We start from the raw sequence: 25,364 nt of genomic DNA, 5'->3' as shown, positions 1-25,364 counted from the left end.
TCCTAAGCTGAGCGAGCAATATTGGCGATGGTCGTGGGTGCATTGACATGACACGCAAGACCTTGGCGATGTGAAAGCGAACGAAACGGAGGTACGGTTGCACTGCATTCCGCTCGATAATTCCCGCAACGCTCTTTAAATGGACAGCCTTTATTGTGAATCAGGGCACTTGGTGGGTTGCCTGGAATGGTCGGCAATCGATCCATATCTTCAGTAATCGATGGAATCGCTTTGAGTAGACCTTGGGTATAAGGGTGGGCAGGAGAATCAAAGATCGAGTCGGTATCGGCTTCTTCCATTTTTCTACCGCCATACATGACTAAGACACGGTCACACATTTCTGCGACTACGCCCATGTCGTGAGTGATCAGCAAAATAGCCGTGTTGAATTCGGCTTGAAGCTCACGCAATAAAGTTAAGATCTGAGCTTGCACCGTCACATCGAGGGCGGTGGTGGGCTCATCCGCAATAAGCAGTTCTGGCTTACACAATAGTGCCATCGCAATCATAACGCGTTGGCGCATGCCACCCGACATTTCATGGGGATACTGCGCCATACGCGTTGCAGCAGAAGGAATGCGCACTGCATCAAGCATTGCAATCGCCTCGGTTTCTGCTTCTCGCTTTGACATACCTTTGTGGATCATCAGCACTTCCGCTAACTGCTTACCAACCTTCATAAATGGATTAAGCGAGGTCATTGGGTCTTGGAAGATCATGCCAATCTTCTCAGCGCGAATGTGATTGAGCTGTTTTTTCGACATTGTGAGGAGGTTTTCGCCATGGAAATTGGCTTCACCAGTCACCACGCCATTATCGGCAGTTAACCCCATCAAGGCGAACACCGATTGGCTTTTCCCTGAGCCAGATTCGCCGACAATACCGAGCGTTTCACCTTGCTGGATGGAGTAAGAAAGATCGCTCACCGCCTGAACCAAACCGTCAGGAGTTTGAAAGCGGACGTTCATATTATTTATTGAAAGAATACTCATCACTACTCCTTAGCGATCTTTCGGATCAAGTGCGTCACGTAAGCCGTCACCAATAAAGTTGAAGCAAAACAGCGTGGCAACAAGAAAGATGGACGGGAACACTAACTGCCATAATGCGACATCAATAGTTTTCGCCCCTTCAGCGATAAGAATGCCCCAACTGGTATCTGGTGGCTGAACCCCGAGACCCAAGAAGCTTAAGAAGGATTCAAACATGATGAAGCCAGGTACCATGAGTGATGAGTAAACCATCACAATGCCAAGCACGTTCGGCAATACATGACGGCGAACGATGGTCAGGCGAGAGACCCCGATCGAATGGGCCGCTTCAATAAATTCACGTTTTTTGATACTGAAGGTTACGCCGCGTACTACTCGGGCGATGCCAAGCCAAGAGACCATACCAATCACTACGAATATCAAATAGATATTGTTGCCAAACAGGGTGACAAACAAAATCACCAAGAACATAAAAGGAACAGAATCGAGCACTTCGATTATGCGCATCATAGTGCTATCAACCATGCCGCCAAGATAGCCAGATAAGGCGCCCCAAGCGGTACCTATGACAACAGCAACCAAAGCGCCCATAAAACCGACCATGATAGACAGCCTGCCACCTTGCATGGTGCGGGCGAAGATATCTTGACCTAAGTCGTCGGTGCCAAAGTAGTGACCAGAGCTGATTGATGGTTTGCCTAATTCATAAGGATCTACGACTACGTTCCAGTCAATCTCATCATGACCGAACGCGGCCAAATGAGGGCCAAAAATAATGCACAAAACAATAAAACCTAACACGTAGACAGAGGTCATTGCCGCGCGATTCTTGCGAAATCGTGCCCACGCATCTTGCCATAGGCTTCGACCTTCAACCGCTTCAATGTTGGAGCTCATTTGGTCTGCCAGCTCCTTGGCATCAATTTGTTTGGTTAACATTCGCTACCTCCTAAACACGAATGCGCGGGTCGATGACGGTGTAAAGAATGTCGACCACCAAGTTGAAGAAGATCGTCAGTGCAGCGACGATGAGGGTAATCCCCATAACTAAGCCGTAATCACGGTTCAGTGCGCCCGAGACAAAGTGCTGTCCCATTCCGCCAGTACTAAAGAAGATGTCGATGATGACAGAGCCAGTCACCACAGCGACAAAGCTTGGCCCCAGCATGGCAATGATAGGGATAAGGGATGGGCGCAGCGCGTGATGGAACAATATGTAGCTGGTGGAAAGGCCTTTGGCTTTGGCTGTACGAATATAAGGTTGATTGAGCGTCTCTATCATTGCGCCGCGCATAACACGAGCGATACTCGCCACTGAACCAATCGCAAGGCTAAGTACTGGAAGAACCAGAAATGCCAATTCTCCGCCTTCCCAACCGCCGGCAGGAAGCCAACCTAAATGGATAGAGAAGATGGTCACTAGCACGGGTGCTAAGACAAATGCAGGGATCACTACGCCAGTCATTGAAAGTGACATCAGTAAGTAGTCGAGCTTGCCATTGCGATTAAGCGCAGCAATGGTGCCCAGAACCATGCCAAGCGGGACGGAAATACAAAATGAAATCACGCCAAGTACCGCCGAGACAGGCCATGATTGAGCAACTAACTCAGTAACACTGAAGTCTTGATAGACAAAGCTTGGCCCTAAATCGCCTTGAATGAAGTTACCAATGTAGATAAAAAATTGAATGATAAAAGGTTCGTTAAGATGGAACTTGGCTTCAATATTGGCACGTACCACTTCAGGCATTGGGCGTTCCATATCGAAGGGACCGCCGGGTGCGATGTGCATCAGCCAAAATGAGACTAGCGCGATAAACAACAGCGTAGGCACTGCAATCAGCAAGCGGCGAAGAATATACAGCAACATGACCTATCCTTTCCTTAGAAAAAAGCCCGCAACCTACGAGGACGTCGAGGTGCGGGCAAACCGTCCCAATTAACGGGCCATTACGTAAACATTTTTGCGGTAGTACGAAGACTCAGGGTTGGTGCGCTCATAACCACCTACGTGCGCTTTAATCAGGTATTGGTCGTTACCATTGCGATACATAGGGATGATAGCCATATCTTCGATAAGCAGCTTCTCTGCGGCAATATACTCGGCTGATGGGTCACTGAGGCTTTTTGACTCTGCCATTAAGCGGTCGTACTCAGGGTTATCGTATTTAGAGTCGTTGTATTCGCCTGTTGAAACGAAAATATCTAACCAAGTTGATGCTTCGTTATAATCAGCAGTCCAACCACCACGACTGATGTTGCCCGGATCTTTCAGTGCGTAAAACACTTTAGGTTCAAGCTGTTTGATTTCGACCTGCGCTCCTAGCACGCTTTTCCACATACCAGCCATCGCCGTTGCCATTTTCACGTCCTTTGAAAAGGTTGGCACAGTGAATGTCAGCTTAAGCGGGTTTGAAGCGCCGTAGCCTGCTTCTTTGATTAACGCTTGTGCTTGTTGGTTGCGCTTGGCTTGGTCCCAAGTCGCGAACTCTGGCGTATGAGTCTTAAAGCCATCGGTTTGTGGCGGCACGAGAGTGAACATTGGAATGCCGCCATTTTTCGCAATCGCTTTAGTGATGATATTACGATCGATCGAGTAAGAAAGAGCCTGACGAACACGAAGATCTTGGGTTGGCCCTTTATCCGTATTTAGGTAGTAGAACGTTGAGCCCAGTGAGGCGCTGGTGTCCGCCACTTGCTCAGGAAACTTCTTAAGTAATTTGTTCTTTTGTGCAGAAGGAATAGAAAGCGCTTGGTCGATTTCACCTGCCAGATAACGGTTGAGTGCCACGTTAGCATCGCCAATCGGTAGCCAAGTAATTTTCTCTAAGACAACGTTATCAGCATCCCAATACTTGTCGTTTTTCACCATTACCATTTTCTCGTTCACTTTCCAGTTGGAAACGGTGAAAGCACCATTGGTCACGATGTTTTCTGGTTGAGTCCAGGCGCTGCCATGTTTTTCGATGGTCGCTTGATGAACAGGCGCTAGCACAGGGTGGCTAAGCAGCTTGATGAAGAAAGGAACAGGCTTTTCAAGTGTCACTTCAAAGGTGTAGTCATCAATAGCGCGCACGCCTAATGAATCGGCGGAAGCCTCACCTTTCATAATTTTGTTAGAGTTTTTGATGCCAGGAATAGCGGCAAACCAAGCATAAGGGGAAGCGGTTTCTGGATCGATTAAGCGTTTCCAACTGTAGACGAAATCCTGCGCGGTTAGAGGGTCGCCATTTGACCATTGTGACTCGCGTAGTTTGAAGGTGTAGACAGTGTTGTTGTCATTCGCTTGCCAGCTTTCAGCAATACCAGGAATGGTCTTACCTTGCTTATCTTGAATCGTCAGTCCTTCAAATAGGTCACGGCCTAAGTTGAATGCGGGCTCTGCGGCTTGCTTCGCTGGGTCAATGGAAGTGACCTCGGCACCATTGTTAAGCACGATTTCTTGCTTGTCTGCTAGTTGTGTTCCAGCCGGGTAAGGCTTCGCGATGGTATTGCCTGCCATAAATGCCGCAGCAATAGCACTTAATGCGATCAGTTTTTTTGCTTTCATAGCTTCCTCGTTATTTCCTTATAGGAGTGGCCCTATGGCGAAATGGGAGGGGAGGCTAACGCCATGAACGGGGTGGGGTTAACCGACATTTCACCACTAGGGATGAAATGAATGTATATTGTATAAAATGCTCGAACAAACACTATTTAACATGTTTGTAACAAGGTGGCGAAAGCAGAGACCAGTGGTCTTAGTTTTTGAGACTGGATAAAATTTAATCGTATGAATATGTTGAAACCGCTGTGAGATCACAGCGGCGGTTGAACCATTGATTATGTGTTACGAAAACGTGCGGAGACTTGCTTGAGCAGCTCACCATTGATTTCTGGCAAGCCATCAGAAAAGAAGATTTGTTGTCCTGGGATGTTACGAAATAGCACATTGGTTAATTCACCGATGTTGTTTGCACAGTTAGCGGCGTGCATCTCGCCAATCTTTTGATCCACTTCTTGCTCAAGCTTCAGCCTTTGCTCCGGTGTTAACCTAACCCGAGCATGGCAGACCTGAGAAAGGGTTGGATCGGCCATGGATACTTGCTCAAATCGACGCTTAAACAGGGTATCGAGCGCAGTGCCTTCTTCCATAATGAAGCGACGCCCTGAGCGGTAGAAGACTTTATCGCCAAGATTTTCGATGTAACCGAGCACCTCGGCAATACTGAGGTAAAAGCGCAAACTTGTGTCTGAAAGGTGATATTTTTTCGCAACCTCTTCAGGAGCAAGATTGCATGAGGTGACTAAGTAGATAAAGTCGAGCAAATAAGGATGCTCGACAAACAGGGCATTTTGCTCACCAGATAAGAACTGCTCATTATCTCGTTGAATTTGAATGGCAATTTCCGACAGCTCTTTTAAGTCCGTATTGAGGTGATTGGTGTAGATGAGGATCTTATCTAGCCCAAGCGAGGGGTTATGTAGATGCCGCTTGATGGTTGACAGTGGGATGCCAGTTTTCTCTGACAATGCGCTGTAGCATAACCCTTCTTCTTTGATCTTAAGGCGAATCGCAGCTAATAAAAACTCAGGACCAATATGCATACGGACGACTCCATTAAGATGGATTGTTCTGACGTTCTAATAATAGGTCTCGAATGGCAGCACCCGCTTCAAGGATATGTTTTTTAAGCATATATTTAGCCCCCTCGATATCGCGGTTTTGACACATCTCAAGCAGCGCTTGGTGCTCTTTGTCTGCTTTGACTGTTCCTTCGGTGAACAACAACTGCATACGAATGTAACGATCACACTTGGTGTTGAGGTTGTAGATAACGTCCATGGTTTCTGGCATCTCAGCAGGGGCATAGAGCGCTTTATGCAGCTCATAGTTGTAGTTGCTCCACTCTTCGACTTCATCACCTCGGCTCACCACATCATCAAAGCGTTCACGAATTGCGTTGGCTTTGGCAAGGTCTTCGTCAGTCATCTTTTGAATCGCGCGCTCCAAAATGTGGCACTCAACCACAGCTCTTAGCTCAAACAATTCATCAATTTTATCTGGAGAGAGCTCAGTAACTGTTGCACCTTTATGAGCTTCAAAGCTTACTAGTCCTTGCGCTTCTAACTGCATTAAGGCTTCGCGAACGGGGATACGGCTAACGTTAAACTCCTTAGCCAGTGCGTCTTGGCGCAAAGGCTGACCAGTTTTTAACTCCCCTTTGAGAATTTTAGTGCGAATCGCTTCTTCGACTAATTGGGTTCGAGTTTTAAAAACAGGTTGTGACATCCAAGTCTCCAGTAGTGCTTCTTCAATATTGTATTCAATATACTATTTTGTCGGAGAAAGTGAATGAACAACGTGCTAGTGGCTTAGTTTTTGGGGGATAGGTCAATAGTTGGCAACGGTGAGAGTGAGCTTTTGTCAGGTTTTAGAGAGCAATGAGAGCCTCAATCGTTAAGGCTCTCACGTTCTTAGTCGGTTTAAGACTTGATAAATTGGCGGTCAAAAAGGTGGCCTAGCTTGGCGGCTTTGGTTTCAAGGTAGAACTGGTTATTGGTATTGATGCCTTCCTGCAGTGGCACTCGCTCTTGGATAACAATTTGAGCCTGTTCTAGCGCCTTCACCTTACGTGGGTTATTTGTCATCAAACGTACAGTGTCTATGCCGAGATAGCTGAGTATGCCTCGGCAAAAACGGTAGTCTCGCATATCGGCAGCAAAGCCTAATTGCTCATTGGCCTCGACGGTATCGGCGCCTTTATCTTGTAAGTGATACGCTCGGATCTTGTTGAGTAGCCCAATACCGCGACCTTCTTGGCGTAAGTAGAGTAAAACGCCTGCGCCTTCATCGGTAATATTTTTCAGCGCTCGATCGAGTTGGAATCCGCAATCACAGCGAGTACTAAACAGTGCATCACCCGTTAAGCATTCGGAATGTAGGCGAATCAATGGTGCATCAACAGAGGAAATATCACCATAGACTAAAGCGAGGTGCTCTTTACCTGTCTCTCGTTCAATAAAACCGTGCATCTCAAAGGTGCCCCATTTGGTGGGTAATTTGGCTTTATCGACAAATTGGATCAAATTATACGGCTCTGTTGATTGGATCTGTTCACGTACGGCCATCAAGATTTTGCCTAGGTGATTGTCGCCTTGTCCATCTTCACCATCGCCCCAAAATGCATCTTTATGAGAATGTTCAGTCAAGGTGGCATTGCCAGTTTCGATTAATTTGAATGCCAATAATGGGTTTTGTTTGAACTTTTCAGCGACGATAAAGCGCATGATATCCAACCGTATCTCCATCCAATCGCGCCTTGCTTCACTATCGTACTGGCGGCTTAACGCAAAAGCCGAGTCTGGTGTTCCACAGTGTTGAATTTTGGCGTAAATGTTTGGGTCAACGAACTTTTGTGCTTGGTAGTAATGCTCGCTTGTCGGCCAAATCTGACCATCGATGTTAATTGGAGATTGGTAAAAGTTAGATAGAAATCCGTAGGCGTCTTCGGGTTCGTAAAATTGAATATTGCTGTCCATAGCGCTCTCCTGACATTGCTGCAATTCATTATAAGAACTGTATTGCTTATTAAGAACTAGTCGCTGCTGAGTATAATGTCAATTAAGGGCGCTGCTGATTTATACCTGGGGATGCTGGCAACGTGTTAGAACCGGGATACGGACGAGAACACATTCTAGTTAAATGTTGGGTTGAGTAATCCCCTCAAAGTAAGAGCTAATGATTTGGTGGAGATGTTGATTGAGAGGATAGCCCCGTTTTGCTTGCGGATAACCGCCAATCACTCGGATATGTCTCATCGATTTTGGTAATTCAGGAAGCGAGTAGCTTGATAATCTCTCATCCAATCTACATACATAGCTGCTGCCAAACATAATCGCATCGGTGTTAAGTAGTGTATTAATCAACACGCGAACACTATGAGTGACCAAAGAAACTTGCGGTGTATAACCTTTGCTGAGATAGACTTGCTCAACGGGAGAGTGTTTTGAGTTAATGCCATCAATGATAACTCTAGCAATAGGCAGCTGGTGAATTGCGCTCCAATCGGAACTAGAGCGTAAAATCGGGTGATCCTTTTTTGCCACCAAGCAGAGTTCGACATCTTCTAAGGTATGGCAATATATTTCTTGAGGCAGAGGATAACCTTCAAAGTGGATGAGGTAATCAATATCCCCATTTAATACGTCGGCTAAAGAGTGCTCCTGCCAATAATCTAGCTTAAAGCTCGCATTGGGAAAGGCTTCTCTCAACGCGGTAAGAATCCCATCACCATGAAGTTCTAAAAAGAAGATATTCATAGCGATCTTAATTTCACCGTTAAATAGCATCGGGTTAAAGTCCTGATAAGATTCAACGACTTTGAATATAGGAGTTAGCATTTGTGTGCTTGCTTCAGCGAGTTTTTCTGCTAGTTCCGAAGGCTCTACACCGTGAGCTTTACGGATGAAAAGCTGTTCTCCGAACGTTTCCCTTAGCTTGGCTAACCCTCGGCTGACACTCGTTTGTGAAATACCAAGCTGGTCCGCCGCCGCATGGGTATTTCCTGTATCAACGACAGCTTTGAGCAATTTTAGTAAGTTTAAATCTAGGTCTAGAATTTTGTCTTTCATCATAGTTATGACCGAGTTACCAATGCTTGGGTGAAAAAGTTTGATGTAGATATATTCGTTATGTTTGTGCCAGCAGAACTTGATTGCTGCTCTGAACGATCACCGAGTGCTTTCAATCGTAGCAAAGAACGGTTCAGATCGGCTATCTAGGATTATGCTAACTGGACAAGATGAGACCAAGGCCAATGTTTGTAGTTAGTCTTGCTCGTCAGAAATGAATTTCTCCAATTCATACACAAGAGAAATACGATTGCGTACATTATCTCCATCGCAGCAGGGAGTGCTTTTCTTACAATCGTAATAGGTATGAAAAATGAAAACACGTCATCTAATTTTATCAGTTCTAGCAAGCGGTTTTATGAGTGCACATGTTGCAGCTAATAATGACAAAAACAGTTTGTCACTTTCGACGCAACCAGTACCTCTAGCGACGGCGGTTAGTCCGGAGTTTTATGAATTCTCAAAAGCTTTTCCTGCACCCGATGTGACGGCTTTACAACAGAATATTCCTCAAACAGCGGAAGAGTGGCGTTCTTTTATTGAGCCAAGAGATAAAGCGGCTATTAAGAGAACTCAGGCGTTGGCAGAAAAGTTAGGGGCTACCATCGAACAAGACACCATTGCAGGTGTAGATGTTTATTGGGTGACACCAAAAGTTGTTTCCCCACAACTTGAAGATAAGTTATTTGTTGCAATACAGGGTGGAGCATTCATGTTAAATAGCGGCTTAGCATCCGTTTCAGAAGCACTAATGATTGCGACAGAAATGCAAATTCCTGCAGTTGCGATAGATTACAGTAAAGCGCCAGACTCTCCCGCGCCAGCGGCACGCGACGATATCTTGAATGTTTGGCATAAGCTCACCAAGACTCGTTCTGCGGACGACATGGTCATGGGGGGGACATCTGCAGGCGGTGCTTTGACAGTGGCCGTAAACCAAGCTCTCATTAAGCAAAATGCTCCTATACCAGCGGCCCTGTATGTTGGAACGCCCGGCATGGATATGACGATGACAGGTGATAGCCGTTTTGTAAATGAAGGCTTAGATCATATCTTAGGAAGCTGGAGAGGAATGTCATCGGCCATGGTTGGTGCATATATCGGGGATTTAGATCCAAGTGATCCTGTTGTGTCGCCGATTAATGGCAGCTTTGAGAGTTTCCCTCCCGTTTATTTGATCACAGGAACTCGTGATTTACTACTGAGTGATACGGTGCGATTACATCGAGAGTTACGACGTGCTGGAGTGGTAGCAGATCTGAATGTTTATGAAGGTCAGTCTCACGGGGACTACGCAGCTGCATTTGGTACGCCAGAGTCAAAAGAGCACTATCAGGCTTTAAGTTCGTTCCTCTCTGGGTATTTGATTCAGTAAGTCGCGACGCTCGAATAGACTAATGTTCTGACAAGTACTTCTCATTTTATGAGCAGCCTGTGTTAATCGCAGGCTGCTTTATTTTTATAAGTCGCTAGGATTGGCAACTCCTATTTCCCATCTACTGTGCGGCGTACATTGAGGGGGTTTTGAGATTTAAGCGCATCAGGTAATAAGGCTTCTGGCACCGATTGATAGGCGACAGGTCTTAGCCAGCGTTTAATTGCTTCTGCACCAACTGAGGTACTGGCTGGCATGGTTGAAGCTGGGTATGGGCCACCATGCACCATGGCATAACTGACTTCAACACCGGTAGGCCAGCCATTAAAGACGATACGACCTGCGACCTCTTCAAGTTCATCAAGCAATCGAGAAGCAATAGGGTAGTCCGGTTCTTCGGCATGAATGGTCGCAGTTAAGCTTCCTGCCAAGTTTGTGCTGAGTTGCAACATGTCTTGGTCATCTTCACACAGTACGATGATTGACTGTGGGCCAAAGATCTCTTCTTGCCATTGCGGGTTATTGCGCCACTCGTCGCTGGTGGTTTCAAACAGCATTGATGGTACACCATTATCTGGTTGAGACTGAGTTCGAGTTAAGCCGCTTTGACTGGCTCTTTCTTCACTCTGGACCAAGTAGTTACGCTTAATCCCACAGGTGAGCATGGTTTGTCCCGGTTGTTGCTTAATGCCTTGACGAACCGACGCTATGAATGCATCACTCGCCTCATTTTTTGCAACAAATACGACCGCAGGCTTAGTGCAAAACTGCCCACAACCCATATTCATCGAAAGGATGTACTCTTCTGCCAGCGATTGCGCGTTTTCCGCCATGCGATGGGAAAGAATAAATACCGGGTTTGAAGCGCCTAACTCACCATAAAATGGGATAGGTTCTGAGCGGCTTTGGGCTAGATCGAACAGGGCTCGGCCGCCATGAATCGAACCTGTGAACCCAACCGCTTTGATGGCTGGATGGCTGACAACCGCTTGGCCGAGTTCGTGACTAGTGCCTTGCAGCAGGGTAAATATTGCTTGGGGCAATTGCTGCTCTTCTAATGCTTTGGCAATGCACTTTGCGACGATTTCACTGGTGCCTGGGTGAGCTGGGTGACCTTTGACGACCACTGGGCAACCCGCCGCAAGAGCCGAAGCGGTATCACCGCCAGCCGTGGAAAAGGCGAGGGGGAAGTTAGACGCGCCAAATACTGCGACTGGGCCCAACCCAATGTTTTGGCGGCGAAGATCTGGCTTAGGTAGTGGTTCTCTATTTGGGTTGGCACTGTCAAATATGGCTTCTTGCCATAACCCACCTTCGACCACGTCAGCAAATAACCTCAGCTGAGCAGTTGTTCGGCTTAGCTCTCCGTTCAGTCTTGCGAGAGGTAAGGCCGACTCTAAGTTAGCGCGCTCAACGATCGCGTCACGCTGCGCTTCAAGGCAGTCGGCAATGGCTTGTAATAGGTCACTCCTGACTTTTGGTGATGTTTGGCGAAATAACTTTGCGACTTCATGAGCGGCAGTCGCTGCAAGATTGACATCGGCTTGATTGTGTTCAGCAAATTGGCCGGGTAGCGTTTGCTCAGTCGCTGGGTTTAGTGCACAAAAGGTGTGGCGAGTACTCATAACGTTTCCTAAATATGGGGGTAATTGGGATTATTTCAGTTCAAATCCGTAGGCATACGGGTCTTGGTCATCGACCCAAATGGTGTTGTGGCCAGTAACTTGCGCCCAGCCTTCAATACTTGGCAGGATTGCTGCGCGTCCATTGACTTCAGTAATGCCTTCAATGCGTCCAGTGAACAAACTGCCGATGATGCTTTCATGGATAAAGTCTTCACCTTGTTTGAGTTTGCCTTTGGCATACCACTGGGCCATGCGTGCGCTGGTGCCCGTACCACAAGGTGAGCGGTCAAGGGCTTTCTCTCCGTAAAACACGGCATTTTTGGCGCTTGATTCCGGTAGAGTCGGTGTTCCAGTCCAAAGTACGTGAGAGACGCCACAAACAGTCGGATCATTAGGGTGGATACATTCCACAGCTTGAGAGACCGCTTCGCGTACTTTTGGGCTGAGCATGAGGATTTCGTCAGATGTGTAGTGTTCTAGCCCTTGGTAATTCTCTTGAGGATCGACGATGACGTAGTAGTTACCTCCATAAGAAACATCTACGGTGATCTCGCCTAATCCTTCAACTTCAACCGTGACATCTTGGTGGGCAAGGTAAGCAGGAACATTAAAGATCTTTACTGAAGTGACCTTTTCCCCGTCGCGCTGATAATGCACTTCAATCTGTCCTGCTGGTACATCGAGGATCAATCGACCTTCTTCTTTCGGGGTGATCAATTTGTGCTCTAGCGCTGAGGTGACAGTACCAATCGTACCGTGACCACACATTGGCAAGCAGCCGCTGGTTTCAATAAACAGAATTGATGCATCCGCATTGTCGCTACAAGGTGGTAGTACCACGGATCCTGACATCATGGCATGGCCGCGAGGCTCAAACATGAGCGATTGACGGATCCAATCATAGTGTTCGAGGAAAAACTGGCGCTTGTCACTCATCGTCTTTCCTTCGAGTGGAGGCACACCGCCAGCAACTAATCGAACTGGATTACCGCAAGTATGTGCATCAATACAGAAGAAGGTTCCTTGTCTCATTTCTCGCTCCTTGAATAAGAAATTAGTTGAAGTAGAGAAATTGGATGTTATCGTGATGTTAAGTATATTTTATACAATTTTGTTTTTGAAACGTGATAAGGAGCAAAATAAATGGTGAGCAATAAATCATCAATCCCACAAAATATCGCCGTGGTTGGCGGTGGTGTGATTGGATTATGTATCGCACTAAAGCTGCAATTGGCGGGTGAAAATGTCACCATTTTCGATAAGCGCGGTGCGGGAGAAGGGTGCTCTAAAGGTAACGCTGGCCACTTTGCGACGGAGCAAGTTTTTCCACTCGCAACGCCTGCTCTTTTACCTCAGATACCTAAAATGTTGCTGTCGCCAACCAGTCCGGTATCGGTTCGATTTCAAGACATTCACCGCACACTACCTTGGATGGTTCGGTTCTTATTAAAAGCGAGAAAAAACACATCAGAGCATGCCACTCAAGCACTGACTACGTTAAACAGTGTTGCTATGGAAAGTTGGTTTGATTTGCTTGGCGAAGTTGGGCTATCTGAGTTGATTTCCATGCAAGGCTCATTGTTGACCTTTGAAAGTGAGTCACTGTTTGATAGCTATCGCTCAACGTTAAACAGACTACGTGAGCAAGGCGTAACTTGCCAAGTCTGGGAGCAAGATAGGCTACGAGAAGAGCTTCCTTCGTTATCTGATACTGTTAAGAAAGGGGTGTTCTTTCCTGACACAGGACATACCGCGAACCCTTATGGAATGTGCGTTGAACTGGCTAAGTCGTTTGAGGCTATGGGAGGTCATTGGATTAAAGAGCAAGTCGATGATGTGTTTTTTGATGGCGACATGGGCGTCGTTGTGACGCCGTCGCTCAGCCATGAGTTCGATAAAGTCGTGATAGCGACAGGCGCAGAGTCGGCCCCTCTAGTGAAGAAAATTACGGGAGTTAAAGTGCCGCTTCAGGCTGAGCGTGGCTACCATTTAATGGTACCAAAACTTAAAAATTGTTTGCCATTTCCCGTTAGCTCAGCGGATAGAAAATTCATTATGACCCCGATGGAAGAGGGGCTAAGGTTGGCTGGAACCGTCGAATATGCGGACATAGATTCTCCACCAAATATGCAGCGTGCCAAGATGCTCAAAGGGCTTGCGACAGGGCTATTGAAACCAGAATGTGACCTCGATTCAGCCGGTGAGAGATGGATGGGAAATCGCCCCTCTTTACCTGATTCTCTACCGGTTATAGATAAAGTTCTAGGTGGAAAAGTACTACTGGCGTTCGGTCACCAACATCTCGGTTTAACACAAGCCGCAATTACGGCATCGCTCATTTCACAGCTTCATAATGAGACCAATCCATCGGTTAATCTTTCACCGTTTGCGCTAGATCGCTTTTGCTAAAAAATTTTAAAATTAAATATTGTATAAAATATACGAGCGCATTATGTTAATTAAAAGTTAATGAAAAAGTTGATTGGATAAAGAATTTGATTTGATGCCTAACAGCGGTATCTGGGCGTCCAATAATTTCGGGAACACTCCCGATGTGACAACAATAAGGAGCAAAAATCATGTCAAGAAAGACGATGACACCACTCGCACTGATGATTTCAGGCATGCTGTTAGGAACGATCAATATCGCCAACGCGAACGAAAAATTAACGGTCGTATCATGGGGAGGCGCATTTACTAAAAGCCAAGTAGAGGCGTACCACAAACCTTACATTGAGAAGACAGGTGTAGAGTTAGTGTCTGAAGACTTCAGTGGCGGTCTTGCAGAAATTAAAGCTCAAGTAGAAGCGAACAATGTTACTTGGGATTTAGTGTCATTAGATAAGCCAGATATTGTCCGCGGCTGTGCGGAAGGACTATTGGAAACGGTTGATCCTAGTATCTTGCCGGCAGGAGATGATGGTACCCCTGCGAAAGAAGATTTCATCCCAGGCGCGATCCATGAATGTGCAGTCAATACCATCGTGGTATCAACGGTACTGACAGTCAACGAAGAGGCATTTAAAGGTAAAGCGCTACCATCAAAGCTTACGGATCTATTCGATCTTGAACAATATCCTGGACGTCGAGCACTACAAAAAATGCCACAAGGAAATCTAGAGTGGGCATTGATCGCTGATGGCGTTGAACCAGAAGCGGTGTATGAAACTCTTGAAACCCCTGAAGGACGAGCTCGCGCATTTGCTAAGCTAGACAGCATTAAGCCACAAGTGGTGTGGTGGACAACCGGAGCGCAGCCGCCGCAAATGCTGGCTGACAAAGAAGTTGTCATGGCGTCTGCATTCAATGGGCGCATCCACAGTGCCACTCAAGAAGAGGGGCAGCCGTTCAAAATCATTTGGGATCATCAATTGGGCTATATGAATGGCTGGGCAATACCAAAAGGCAGCCCGAACTTAGAGCAAGCGCTAGACTTCATTAAGTTCTCTTCGGGTACCAAACCACTGGCTGACCAAGCGAAATACGTCGCTTACGGCCCTACGCGTAAATCATCTTCAGCGCAAATTAGCCCTGAGATTCTAGCCAGCTTGCCGACCGCTCCAAACAACTTCCAAACAGCGTTTTTGATTGATGATGAGTGGTGGTCAGATTACGCCGATGAGCTGAATGAAGAGTTCAACACTTGGCTTCTTAACTAACCCTTAGTTCTAAAGTGGAGGTGAGAGATCACCTCCTTAAAAGGAATATTCAATGATCAATCTAGATGCGCAGCAAATTGTCAAAAGCCTATCGATGAAAGGTTTGATTGAATCAATGCGCCAAACTTATCAGGAACAGTCTACTATTCCGCAGCGCAGAGTGATGCCGTTAGAAGAGGGTAGCTACGATGCGTTTGCCTTGCTACCTGCTTGGAGTGAATCACTTATCACGGTCAAAGCGTTTACTTATTTCCCGCAGAATTATTTGGAAGGAAAAGACAGTCTCGCATCGAAAATTTTAGCTTTTGATCGTGCTAATGGTGAGCCTCTTGCGTTATTGGATGGCAAGGTGCTGACGTTTTGGCGCACTGCTGCGGCATCTGCGTTGGCGGCGGACTATTTAGCGCGTAAAGATGCGAGTCGCTTACTGATTTGTGGTACAGGCAATCTTGCCCCTTATATGGCTTATGCCTATGCCGCGATTCGTCCAATTCAAAAGGTGTTGATCTGGGGGCGCGATAAGCAAAAAGCCTGCAAGACAATCGATACCATTTTATCGAGCAATGAATATCAGTCACTCCCTCTAGAAAGTCAGTTCGATGTTGAGATAGCGGATGATGTGAATAGCGTATTAGCAAACATCGATATCATTACCTGCGTCACGGGATCAGATAAGGCGTTATTTGATGGTAGTCAGCTCGCACCTGGGACACACGTCGACCTAATTGGTAATCACGACAAAGACAAACGCGAATGTGATACGTCTACCGTTGTGCGCTCTAGCGTGTTTGTTGATAGCAAAATTAACGTATTAGCAGAGGCGGGTGATTTACTTATCCCCATCGAACAAGGCGTATTTGCTGAGCAACAGATTCAAGCCGAATTGCCTGAGTTATGTTCTCAAGCCCACTCTGGACGACAATCACCACAGGAAATCACTTTATATAAATCAGTCGGCAGTGCACTCGCCGATCTCGCTGCAGTTAAGTTTGTTTTAACCCAAAAAGAGATTCTTTAGTTTTGAGGAAAATCCTCATTTATCGCGGTTTCGGCCGTAATTTTAAATTGCATACAATATACAAATGGAAGGTAAAAGATGAACGTAGATTGGAAAGGTGTCTACCCAGCAGTCAGCACACAGTTTCGCAAGGATCAGAGCATTGACTTAGATGCAACACAAACGGTGATTGATAATCAGATCAACGATGGCGTAAACGGCATTATTTGTCTGGGTACGGTCGGTGAAAACTGCGCGCTCTACCCAGAAGAGAAGCGTCAAGTACTTGCAGCAGCGCAAGAAGTGGTCGCGGGCCGCGTTCCTCTTATCGCAGGGACAGCAGAATCGATCACAACTGCTGCTGTTGACTACATGCAAGACGCGCACAAGATTGGTATTGATGGTTGTATGGTAATGCCTGCAATGGTCTATCGCACCTCAGACAGTGAAACCGTTGATTACTACCGCACGTTGGCAGAAGCGACGCCAGAGATGCCAATTATGATTTATAACAACCCTGTTTCTTATGGTGTTGATGTCTCTCTCGACATGATGGCTCAGTTAGCTGAGTGCGAAAGCATTGTAGCGGTTAAAGAGTCAACTACTGATACGCGTCGCATTACAGAGCTATACAACCGTTTTGATGATCGCTTCACTGTATTTAGTGGCGTTGACGATATCGCCCTTGAATCTTTGATGCTCGGTGCGACGGGCTGGATCTCGGGCCTAACCAATGCGTTCCCTGCTGAATCAGTCGCGATTTATAAGCTAGCAAGTCAAGGTCGTTACGCTGAAGCACTAGAGATCTACCGCTGGTTCTTACCACTACTTCGTTTAGATACGATTCCGACGCTGGTGCAGTGCATCAAGCTGGCGGAGCAGGTGTGTGGCCGAGGAAGCGAGCAGGTGCGTGCACCGCGTCAAAACCTAAAAGGTGATGAGCGTGCACAAGTGATTGCCTTAGTTGAGCAGGCGATTGCAACTCGTCCAGACCTATCGAAATACAAGCTGTAACTCACAAAAAGTTACTTAGTGAAGGGTAAGGTTCGCCTTGCCCTCAATCCATCTATGTAAACGGCTTATTAGGTCGTTAAGCCTTTTACCTATTTGGGTTGCCAGACATATTGCTATTAAAAAGGATGCGCAATGGCACTGCAAAAGGAATACGTGAGCTTTCAACACGTACAGAAAACCTATGATGGTGAAAACCTAGTGGTTAAGGACTTCAACTTGGTGATTGAACCGGGGGAGTTTGTCACTATGCTCGGACCATCAGGCTCAGGCAAAACAACTTGCTTGATGATGTTAGCCGGGTTTGAAACCGCAACTAAGGGCGAAATCTATATTGATGGCACTCCGGTGAATAATCTTGCCCCGCATAAGCGTGATATTGGTATGGTGTTTCAAAACTACGCGCTCTTTCCGCATATGACGATCGCAGAGAATCTCGCGTTTCCATTGAAGGTGCGTAAGTTATCGGCAGAGGATGTTGAACGTAAAGTGACGTCAGTGCTAGAGATGGTTGAGCTCTCTCATGTTGCTAACCGTTATCCTAAACAGCTGTCTGGAGGTCAGCAGCAGCGCGTCGCATTAGCCCGTGCTTTGGTATTTGAACCTAAGTTGGTGTTAATGGATGAGCCGTTAGGGGCACTGGACAAACAGCTCCGTGAACAGATGCAGTTAGAAATTAAGCGTCTGCATGAAAAGCTCGGTATTACGGTGTTGTACGTAACCCATGATCAAGATGAAGCTCTAACTATGTCTGATCGCATCGCGGTGTTTAATAACGGAGCAGTGCAACAACTCGCGTCGCCAACGGATCTTTATGAGTCACCAAGCAATGCGTTCGTTGCGCAGTTCATAGGCGAGAATAACCAGATTCAAGGGGTCGTCTCTCAGCTTGACTCGCATCGCTGCACAGTGAGCGTTAGTGATCTGGATATTATTGCCAAACCGGTAAAAGTGACCAGCGTTGGCGAACCTACCTTGTTATCTGTACGTCCGGAGAAGATTGTTGTCGAACCTGAAGCGGGTAGTTGTGATAACGAGCTAACGGGTTTGCTAAGAGAGCTGATTTATCATGGTGATCACCACCGTTTAGTTGTTGAGATTGCTGGTGTGGGTGACATCGTGGTTAAGGTGCCTAACGACAGTCATGGTGAACGTAGCTTCGTAGCAGGTCGCCAGTATACCATCGGCTGGCTGAGCCAAGACTGTCATGCGCTTGATTGTCAGCAAGTGCAAACCGAGCATGAGGTAGCCGCATGAGTCGTGAACTAACAGGGCTAAATTCGGTTTTGTCATTGCAGCGCAAGCTAGTGAGAACGGACAATAGCCTCAAAGCTCAACTCAAACGTGCCGAGCGACAAAAACAGATTCGATCCATTTTGCTTATTCTTCCTTTGGTCTGTTTTATCTGTGTCACGTTTGCCTTTCCTATTGCAGAAATGCTCTATCGAAGTGTCGACAACAATGCGCTGCCGAAAGCATTCCCTCAATCATCGAGTGCGATAAAAGGGTGGGATTACCAAGGCTTACCAAGCTTATCGATTCAGCAAACCTTTATGGGAGAACTTAAACAACGTTATCAAGATAAGACGCTGCCTAAGCTCGCGAATCGAATGAATATCGAAGTTTCTGGTATGCGCAGCTTACTCATGAAAACAGGGCGAAAACTGGCTAAGTTAGAGTCGCTGCCGCAAAGCCTTGAAGAGATTAAAAAGCTCGATAAACGATGGGCTAAGCCGCAGCATTGGGCCGCGCTGAAAAACCTCAGCTCCCCCTATACTTTGAGCTATTACCTAGCTGCGCTGGATTTACGTTACGACGCCAATGGCGAAATAAGCGCCCAGCCAGAAACAAGACAGGTATATGTGGACTTGTTTACCAAGACATTAGGTATGTCTCTGGTGATCACCGTAATCTGCTTGGTGATGGCTTATCCCGTCGCGTATCTATTAGCAAATCTTCCAGATAAACAGGCCAACTTGCTACTGATTGTGGTGCTCTTGCCATTCTGGACTTCACTTTTGGTACGAACCACATCTTGGATTGTACTGCTGCAAAACCAAGGTGTGGTGAATGATTTGCTGCTTTGGCTTGGGATCACCAGTGAGCGTTTAGCCATGATGCACAATACCTTTGGCACGATAGTGGCGATGGTGCACATCTTACTGCCGTTTATGATTTTGCCGTTATACAGCGTGATGAAGGGGATTAGTCCAAGTTACTTCCGCGCCGCGCGATCATTGGGTGCAACGCCTTCAGTGGCATTCGTTAAAGTCTATATGCCACTCACCATGCCTGGTGTGGGAGCTGGGGCCTTACTGACATTTATTCTATCGATTGGCTTCTATATTACCCCAGCACTGGTGGGTGGGCGCAGCGGGCAGATGATCTCCAATATGATCGCCTATCACATGCAAACTTCTTTGAACTGGGGCATGGCAGCGGCGCTTGGCGGGTTGTTGCTCGCGGTGGTGACAGTGCTGTTTTATCTGTTTAACCGCATTGTCGGTATCAATAACATCAAGGTAGGAGGTTAACCATGGCACTGCCAGCTTATTGTAATATGCGCGAGCGAGTGGGTTACGCGAGCTACCTAGTTTTTTGCACTTTGGTGTTTCTGTTTCTTATTGCGCCAATTCTGATCATTGTGCCGCTTTCGTTTAATGCCACGCCTTACTTTACCTTTACTGAAGGGATGTTAAGTCTCGATCCTGAAGCCTATTCGGTGCGTTGGTATGTCGATATGTTTACCAACAGCCAGTGGTTGATGGCACTTAAAAACAGTACCTTAATCGCCGTGAGTGCAACAATTGTCGCGACGATACTTGGAACCTTGGCAGCGATGGGATTAGCGGCCAATAACGTCCCGTTTCGGAATGCGATCATGGCGTTTCTGATCTCACCAATGATTGTTCCGGTGATCATCTCTGCGGCAGCGATGTACTTCTTCTACACTCGTTTAGATTTATCTCAAACCTTCACAGGCATTGTGCTCGCACATGCTGCATTAGGAACTCCTTTTGTAGTGATCACTGTGACTGCAACGCTAAGCGGATTCGATCATAGCTTAGTGCGAGCAGCGTACAGTTTAGGGGCAAACCCAGTCTATACCTTCAGGCATGTGACTTTTCCTCTGATTCGCCCTGGGATGATTTCTGGCGGTCTATTTGCGTTCGGTACTTCGTTTGATGAAGTGGTGGTAGCGCTATTTATCACTGGAGTTGAACAAAGAACCGTACCGAGACAGATGTGGTCGGGTATACGCGAGCAAATCAGCCCAACCATTCTCGCCGTGGCGACATTACTGATCTGTATGTCGGTTATGTTGTTGCTCACGCTGGAAATCTTGCGTCGACGTAATGTGAAGATTCGCGGAATCAAGGAATAGAGTTGTCGATTTTTGGAGTAGTGCAAGTCAACTGTTTAGGTTCTGTCCAGATGTCCTAGTAGGCAATAATCCCCGACTTTCTATTTCCACAGCGCCTCAAGATTTGAGGCGTTTTTTCTTTACGACAGTTTGTAACTTACTGAAATCGATTACGAAACTGGGTAGGGGTCATCTCTTTTACGGTTTTGAACTGCCTGTTGAAATTAGACAGGTTCTGAAAACCGGTTTTCTCGGCAATGAGAGAGATTGGTTGTGAGGTACTGGCGAGCAATTCGCAGGCTTTACCGATACGAAATTGCTTTAAGTGATCGGAAAAACTCACGCCGTAGTGCTTTTCAAACAAGCGATAGGCAGAGCTTTCACTCATGTGTAAATGGCGGCCAAGGTCAGAAATTCGAATCGTCTCGGCGTAGTTGTTTTCGATATAACGTGTTGCCAGTTGGACCTTCTGCTGCGCCTCACGGTTGCCAGATACTTGGCTGATTCGATATGGTGAAGCCGACAAACGCAGTGACTCGGCATCATTGGCGATCAACAGCAGTACTTCAATAACACGAATGGCTTGAAACTGCCTTTCGACTTGCTCAATACCATTGAGTCGTTCAGCGACCTGCTGTGATATAGCGGGGCTAAATTTAATGCCATAGGCTGAGTTTTCCAGTAGGCGTTTTATATTACGCGCTTCGGGAATGGTGGCTTGCAGTTTTTCTATCCAATGATGTTTCAGCCATACAATCACCGAGTGGTGCGGCTTTTCTTCTGAACCGTTGATTTGACCGGTGATCATATGCGGCAGCCCCGGTCCATAAAGCAGCAGAGTATTATGGTGAACAGAACCTACTGCGTCTCCGGCAAAGTAATTGCCACTAAACACACATTGAGGATCTTGGTAAAGAACCAGTTCATACTCAGTGTGATAGTGCCAAGAACAAGCAAACTCTTCTTTTTTTACTCGGCAATGATATTCGCGAACAATCCAATCATTGCTCGGTGTATCCATTACGTTTTCTATGAATGGTTTCATTACTGCTCTCCCTTCTCTTCGCCGTCAAGATTAGTGTAATTGTTGCTTTTCTGTCAAAGCTGGAAGATAAGTTGATGGATTAGTATCAGAGGTGGCTCGAATACTATCAATCTAACCGCATGTCTTTGCGTAGACTGTAGCCTCACACACTTACTCAAAGGAGCCCTACTATGTTTAAAGATAAAACAGCGATGTTGTTTATTATTACTGCTTTTGTCACTGGATTATGTGGGGCCTTTTTTTACCCTTTGTCGAGTCTTTTTATTGTTGAAGAGCTCGGTGCGTCGCCAATGATGTTAAGCCTGTACATGGTGATGGCGGTGGTGAGTGCGGTTGTGGTATCTCAACTGTTAGCAAGACAATCTGACCGCAATTGGAAACGAAAAACGATTCTCCTTGTAGCGATGACTTGCTACTTAATTACCATCTCTAGCTTTATCGTGGTAAGAGACTATTGGTTAGCCATCACCATTGCGACGGTGTTCGGCAGTGTCAGTGGTGCCTCTTTCGGTCAACTATTTGCATTAGGTCGTGAGTATGGTGATCGCCATATGAAAGATAGTACGACTTTTCTATCAACCATGCGTGCGGGAATAGCGATTGCTTGGGTATTTGGCCCACCAATGGCATTTATGCTCAAAGCGGCTTTTGGTTACAACGCTTCATTTTCTGTCTCTGCTGTGATTGTCAGTCTATCTATTTTGGTGATTGCTAAGTACCTGCCAAATGGCGTGGTCAAAGAGGATTCAACAGCAGAAGAAACGGTGACGACAAGTCAAACATCGAATGGATTGATTTCGCTATATTGTTTGGTTGTTGTCTTTGCTTTTGCGGCGAACAATTTATACATCACCAGTATGCCGCTCTATCTATCGCAAGAGCTTAAGGTCGACCCAAGTTGGCTAGGTTTTCTTTTCGGTGCAGGCGCATTATGTGAGATTCCAGTGATGCTGTACGCTGGAAAACTGGCGGCGCGCTTTGGCACGATTAAGTTGCTGATGTGTGGCCTTGTCAGTGGCATTGCCTTCTATACCGTTATGCTGACCCAAACTACGTTTGTCGCGATGTTAATGGCTCAGGTGCTCAATGGAGTCTTTATTGGGGTATGTGCCACGCTTGGTATGGTTGTATTGCAAGATATGATGAAAGATCGCTTAGGTACGGCTTCAACGCTATTCTCCAACATGCTCAATGTCAGTATGCTAGTGGCGAGCCTTTCCGTCGGTGTTGTTGGTGAGCTATTTAACTATTACAGCACATTGTATGTCTCTCTTGCTGGCTCCCTAAGTGCCGTCGTGTTGTTAGCATTATTTGCCTTATCTTCATCAAAGCAGCACCAACAGCAAAACCAACCAATGAGAGCTTAAACTGAGTTCCTTACTACAGTCATCTTTGGCTAAAGGGTTAACCAGCGCTGGCTGATAGCCCTTTAGTCAAAGAGACTGAGTACTTGCGACATTCTGCTACCAAATCTATGAATTATCGGCTTCATTTTCTACTTCGTGAGGAGCCTCTAATGGGAGCGTTAGAGTGAAACAAGTGCCAACGTTTAGTTCACTCGTGACATTGATAGCGCCGCCTAGTAAACCCGTCACCAAGTTATAAACGATATTCAGACCTAACCCAGAGCCGCCTTGACCCAAACGGGTAGTAAAGAACGGATCGAAGATCTTTTGTAGATGTTCTTGTTCTATACCTTGACCATTATCTGTGATGGTCAGTACCGCTTGATCATCAATCAATTGGCCGCGAATCGTAACGGTTTTGTCAGTTTGCTCCGAGAACGCATGAACGATCGCATTCGAGAGTAAATTCATCAGGACTTGGGTGAGTGGGCCCGGATAGCTGTCCATTTGAATATTGGCTTCACACTCTTCGTTAAAGGTGATTTGATTCTTGCTTAGATTTGGAGACATGGTGACTTTTATCTCGTGCAAGATCTCATCGAGAACGAACGGGCGACGTTGATAACTTGATTGATCAACGGCAACCTGTTTAAAGCTAGAAATCAATTCAGCGGCACGGCGTAGGTTACGTTCGATACTGTCTGCCGAATCCGAGCTCTGCTCAATATAACTGTCGAGCACTGAACGTCTCAGTCCTTCTTGTATCGATTCAACAAAATGTTGATTGGTGTCTTTGAGGCTACTTGCGACCACCATAGCGTTACCAATCGGGGTATTGAGTTCGTGAGCAACCCCTGCGACGAGTGAGCCCAGTCCGGCGAGTTTCTCGGCCTGTACCAGTTCCTCTTGTGTCGCTTCAAGCACCTCAAGGGCATGTCTAAGTTCGATTGTTCGTTCATCGACTCTCTGTTCGAGTTCGCGAGTTTGCTGCTCAATGGTTTTTAAGTGTTCGCGGCGATCGTACTCAGTTTTCGCTGCTCGTTTAAACCAATATGACCATTTTGAAGGAATGGTTGGAATGATGATGTTTGGATTACTCGGCAGCTCTTCGACGAATTGAGCCAACCTTAACGCAGGCTTACTGAAATTCCAGTGTTGGTAAAGCACAACCAGTAATAGCAGCAAGGTAAACGCTGTTGCCATAATGAGGTTAGGTAACAGGGTTTGAAAGGTATGCGAGCGAATATCACTGTTGGAGATTTCTAATACCAAACGCCAGGGTGTATTGGGCAACTGGTAAGATGCCCAATATCCGAGCGGGGTTGTGTTTAGGAGCGCATGTTCTGCCTGATGCGCTTCACCAACCGTGACAAATGACAGCACGTCTTGCTGGGTGACCGCTTCGGTTTTACCTTTTAGGCTGCCTCCGCTGTCACCAATAACCCGACCTTGCTCATCAACAATGGCAAGTCTTGCCAGTTCAAGTGGTTTGTCGGTAATGATTTTATCCAGCACTTTTAGAGTAATATCGGTGCCAACCGCGCCAACAAATGTTTCGCCCATATAGGTTGGAGCAAGTAGCGATATCATCATACCTTTGCCACCGGCGTCCATATAAGGTGTCGTCCAGACTTTCTCTTTTTTAGGGTTGGCACTCGGATTTATGAGTTCAAGAGGAAAAGTGCCGCCCGCTTCGAAGATCACATCCAGAGCCGCGTCCATATTATCGGTTCCAGTGGCGGCTAGAATGTCTTCTGCCCCAAGCCATGGGTAGATATAGGTAAGTATTTGCTCCGCGTCATAGTAATAGCTCCACTGAAAATCATCGTGTTGTTGATGCGTAGAGACGACCTCGGAGGCCATTAAAAGCAGAGTCCGTGCATCGAAAGAGTAGTCTCTAACGTTGGAGCGAAGGTATAGCTGACCAACAGTATTGCGTAACTGTTCGGGCAAGTTGTTCCAAGGTGCATTGACTGGGGCGTTAGGCGATTGTTGGTTTAGATACTCAAACGACTGTTTACTTGGGATAATCTCCGGATAAAGGTAAGCAGTTTCAATTGCGTTACGCATAGTGTCGATATGGTTTAAAGAAACTGAAAGGGTTTTGTTTAGTGACAGCATACTTTCAAGGGCTTCATGGCTCTGCTCTGCAACGACTTGGGAACGAATTTGATTGCTGAGATACAGTGTGTTGCCCAAAGTCAGTAGAACGATCAACGCCAAAGCACCATAGAGCATTAAACGGTGGCGAAATATAAGGGCTTTTGAGCTGATATGTTCTTGGGAGTGTTCAGTCTTTTGATTGCTTTCTTGGGTCGGTCTCGGATCTTTCATGA

Annotated in this window: 21 protein-coding genes; 9 read left to right on the top strand and 12 right to left on the bottom strand. The window is 46.5% G+C overall.

Translation table 11 applies throughout. The annotated features are described in order from the left end of the window. Window positions 1-2: 2 nt before the first annotated feature. The 8 genes from ACHUFZ_RS06920 to ACHUFZ_RS06885 all read right to left on the bottom strand — a co-directional run bounded on the left by ACHUFZ_RS06920 (window position 3) and on the right by ACHUFZ_RS06885 (window position 8,609). Window positions 3-992, bottom strand: a complete 990-nt coding sequence (locus tag ACHUFZ_RS06920; RefSeq protein WP_394126505.1) for an ABC transporter ATP-binding protein — start codon at window positions 990-992, stop codon at window positions 3-5. Between the two features lie 9 nt (window positions 993-1,001). After that, the gene (locus tag ACHUFZ_RS06915) at window positions 1,002-1,931 is read right to left on the bottom strand and encodes an ABC transporter permease subunit (protein ID WP_394126504.1); all 930 of its coding nucleotides are present in this window, start codon (window positions 1,929-1,931) and stop codon (window positions 1,002-1,004) included. Between the two features lie 10 nt (window positions 1,932-1,941). After that, entirely contained in the window at window positions 1,942-2,862 is a 921-nt protein-coding gene (gene oppB / locus ACHUFZ_RS06910; protein ID WP_394126503.1) for an oligopeptide ABC transporter permease OppB, read from the bottom strand. A gap of 69 nt (window positions 2,863-2,931) precedes the next feature. Further along, window positions 2,932-4,542 (bottom strand): peptide ABC transporter substrate-binding protein, encoded by a 1,611-nt coding sequence (locus ACHUFZ_RS06905; RefSeq protein WP_394126502.1) that lies wholly within the window; start codon window positions 4,540-4,542, stop codon window positions 2,932-2,934. A gap of 272 nt (window positions 4,543-4,814) precedes the next feature. Beyond that, entirely contained in the window at window positions 4,815-5,579 is a 765-nt protein-coding gene (locus ACHUFZ_RS06900; protein ID WP_394126501.1) for a transcriptional regulator, read from the bottom strand. 13 nt (window positions 5,580-5,592) lie between these two features. Beyond that, on the bottom strand, window positions 5,593-6,264 hold the full coding sequence (locus ACHUFZ_RS06895) for a GntR family transcriptional regulator (RefSeq protein ID WP_394126500.1): 672 nt from the start codon (window positions 6,262-6,264) through the stop codon (window positions 5,593-5,595). A gap of 194 nt (window positions 6,265-6,458) precedes the next feature. Then, window positions 6,459-7,514: a GTP cyclohydrolase II gene (ribA, locus tag ACHUFZ_RS06890; protein WP_394126499.1), complete on the bottom strand. Its 1,056-nt coding sequence runs from the start codon at window positions 7,512-7,514 to the stop codon at window positions 6,459-6,461. 159 nt (window positions 7,515-7,673) lie between these two features. Beyond that, complete coding sequence (locus ACHUFZ_RS06885; protein WP_394126498.1) at window positions 7,674-8,609, bottom strand: LysR family transcriptional regulator; 936 nt, start codon at window positions 8,607-8,609, stop codon at window positions 7,674-7,676. Between the two features lie 310 nt (window positions 8,610-8,919). Here ACHUFZ_RS06885 and ACHUFZ_RS06880 point away from each other — a divergent pair, with 310 nt between their 5' ends. After that, window positions 8,920-9,981: an alpha/beta hydrolase fold domain-containing protein gene (locus ACHUFZ_RS06880; RefSeq protein WP_394126497.1), complete on the top strand. Its 1,062-nt coding sequence runs from the start codon at window positions 8,920-8,922 to the stop codon at window positions 9,979-9,981. A gap of 110 nt (window positions 9,982-10,091) precedes the next feature. Here ACHUFZ_RS06880 and ACHUFZ_RS06875 read toward each other — a convergent pair whose 3' ends face one another. Together ACHUFZ_RS06875 and ACHUFZ_RS06870 are read right to left on the bottom strand one after the other, a co-directional pair. Then, window positions 10,092-11,606, bottom strand: coding sequence for an aldehyde dehydrogenase (NADP(+)) (locus ACHUFZ_RS06875; protein ID WP_394126496.1), 1,515 nt, complete (start codon window positions 11,604-11,606; stop codon window positions 10,092-10,094). A gap of 30 nt (window positions 11,607-11,636) precedes the next feature. Then, window positions 11,637-12,638: a 4-hydroxyproline epimerase gene (locus ACHUFZ_RS06870; protein ID WP_394126495.1), complete on the bottom strand. Its 1,002-nt coding sequence runs from the start codon at window positions 12,636-12,638 to the stop codon at window positions 11,637-11,639. A gap of 111 nt (window positions 12,639-12,749) precedes the next feature. Between ACHUFZ_RS06870 and ACHUFZ_RS06865 the strand changes: the two genes are divergently transcribed. The 7 genes from ACHUFZ_RS06865 to ACHUFZ_RS06835 all read left to right on the top strand — a co-directional run bounded on the left by ACHUFZ_RS06865 (window position 12,750) and on the right by ACHUFZ_RS06835 (window position 20,658). After that, entirely contained in the window at window positions 12,750-14,015 is a 1,266-nt protein-coding gene (locus ACHUFZ_RS06865) for an NAD(P)/FAD-dependent oxidoreductase (RefSeq protein WP_394126494.1), read from the top strand. 170 nt (window positions 14,016-14,185) lie between these two features. Beyond that, a complete protein-coding gene (locus tag ACHUFZ_RS06860) occupies window positions 14,186-15,265 on the top strand; it encodes a polyamine ABC transporter substrate-binding protein (RefSeq protein WP_394126493.1) in 1,080 nt (359 codons plus the stop codon). Window positions 15,266-15,317: 52 nt separating this feature from the next. Then, window positions 15,318-16,283 (top strand): bifunctional Delta(1)-pyrroline-2-carboxylate/Delta(1)-piperideine-2-carboxylate reductase, encoded by a 966-nt coding sequence (gene lhpI, locus ACHUFZ_RS06855; RefSeq protein ID WP_394126492.1) that lies wholly within the window; start codon window positions 15,318-15,320, stop codon window positions 16,281-16,283. A 78-nt stretch (window positions 16,284-16,361) separates the two neighbouring features. Further along, complete coding sequence (locus ACHUFZ_RS06850; protein ID WP_053439614.1) at window positions 16,362-17,276, top strand: dihydrodipicolinate synthase family protein; 915 nt, start codon at window positions 16,362-16,364, stop codon at window positions 17,274-17,276. A gap of 132 nt (window positions 17,277-17,408) precedes the next feature. Beyond that, complete coding sequence (locus ACHUFZ_RS06845; RefSeq protein WP_394126491.1) at window positions 17,409-18,530, top strand: ABC transporter ATP-binding protein; 1,122 nt, start codon at window positions 17,409-17,411, stop codon at window positions 18,528-18,530. Then, window positions 18,527-19,807: an ABC transporter permease gene (locus ACHUFZ_RS06840; RefSeq protein WP_394126490.1), complete on the top strand. Its 1,281-nt coding sequence runs from the start codon at window positions 18,527-18,529 to the stop codon at window positions 19,805-19,807. The genes ACHUFZ_RS06845 and ACHUFZ_RS06840 overlap by 4 nt, the downstream gene beginning before the upstream one ends. 2 nt (window positions 19,808-19,809) lie before the next feature. Beyond that, the gene (locus ACHUFZ_RS06835; protein ID WP_394126489.1) at window positions 19,810-20,658 is read left to right on the top strand and encodes an ABC transporter permease; all 849 of its coding nucleotides are present in this window, start codon (window positions 19,810-19,812) and stop codon (window positions 20,656-20,658) included. A gap of 136 nt (window positions 20,659-20,794) precedes the next feature. Here ACHUFZ_RS06835 and ACHUFZ_RS06830 read toward each other — a convergent pair whose 3' ends face one another. Beyond that, entirely contained in the window at window positions 20,795-21,682 is an 888-nt protein-coding gene (locus tag ACHUFZ_RS06830) for a helix-turn-helix domain-containing protein (protein ID WP_394126488.1), read from the bottom strand. A 170-nt stretch (window positions 21,683-21,852) separates the two neighbouring features. Here ACHUFZ_RS06830 and ACHUFZ_RS06825 point away from each other — a divergent pair, with 170 nt between their 5' ends. Beyond that, window positions 21,853-23,049 (top strand): sugar efflux transporter, encoded by a 1,197-nt coding sequence (locus tag ACHUFZ_RS06825; RefSeq protein ID WP_394126487.1) that lies wholly within the window; start codon window positions 21,853-21,855, stop codon window positions 23,047-23,049. Between the two features lie 105 nt (window positions 23,050-23,154). On the opposite strand, the gene ACHUFZ_RS06820 is transcribed toward ACHUFZ_RS06825, so the two are convergent. Then, window positions 23,155-25,362 (bottom strand): ATP-binding protein, encoded by a 2,208-nt coding sequence (locus tag ACHUFZ_RS06820; RefSeq protein ID WP_394126486.1) that lies wholly within the window; start codon window positions 25,360-25,362, stop codon window positions 23,155-23,157. Window positions 25,363-25,364 lie beyond the last annotated feature (2 nt).

The organism is Vibrio hepatarius (genome assembly GCF_043642085.1).
Taxonomy (GTDB): Bacteria; Pseudomonadota; Gammaproteobacteria; order Enterobacterales; family Vibrionaceae; genus Vibrio; species Vibrio hepatarius_C.
Note: the sequence above shows the minus strand (reverse complement) of the source record. Positions and strands in the feature narration are given on the sequence as shown.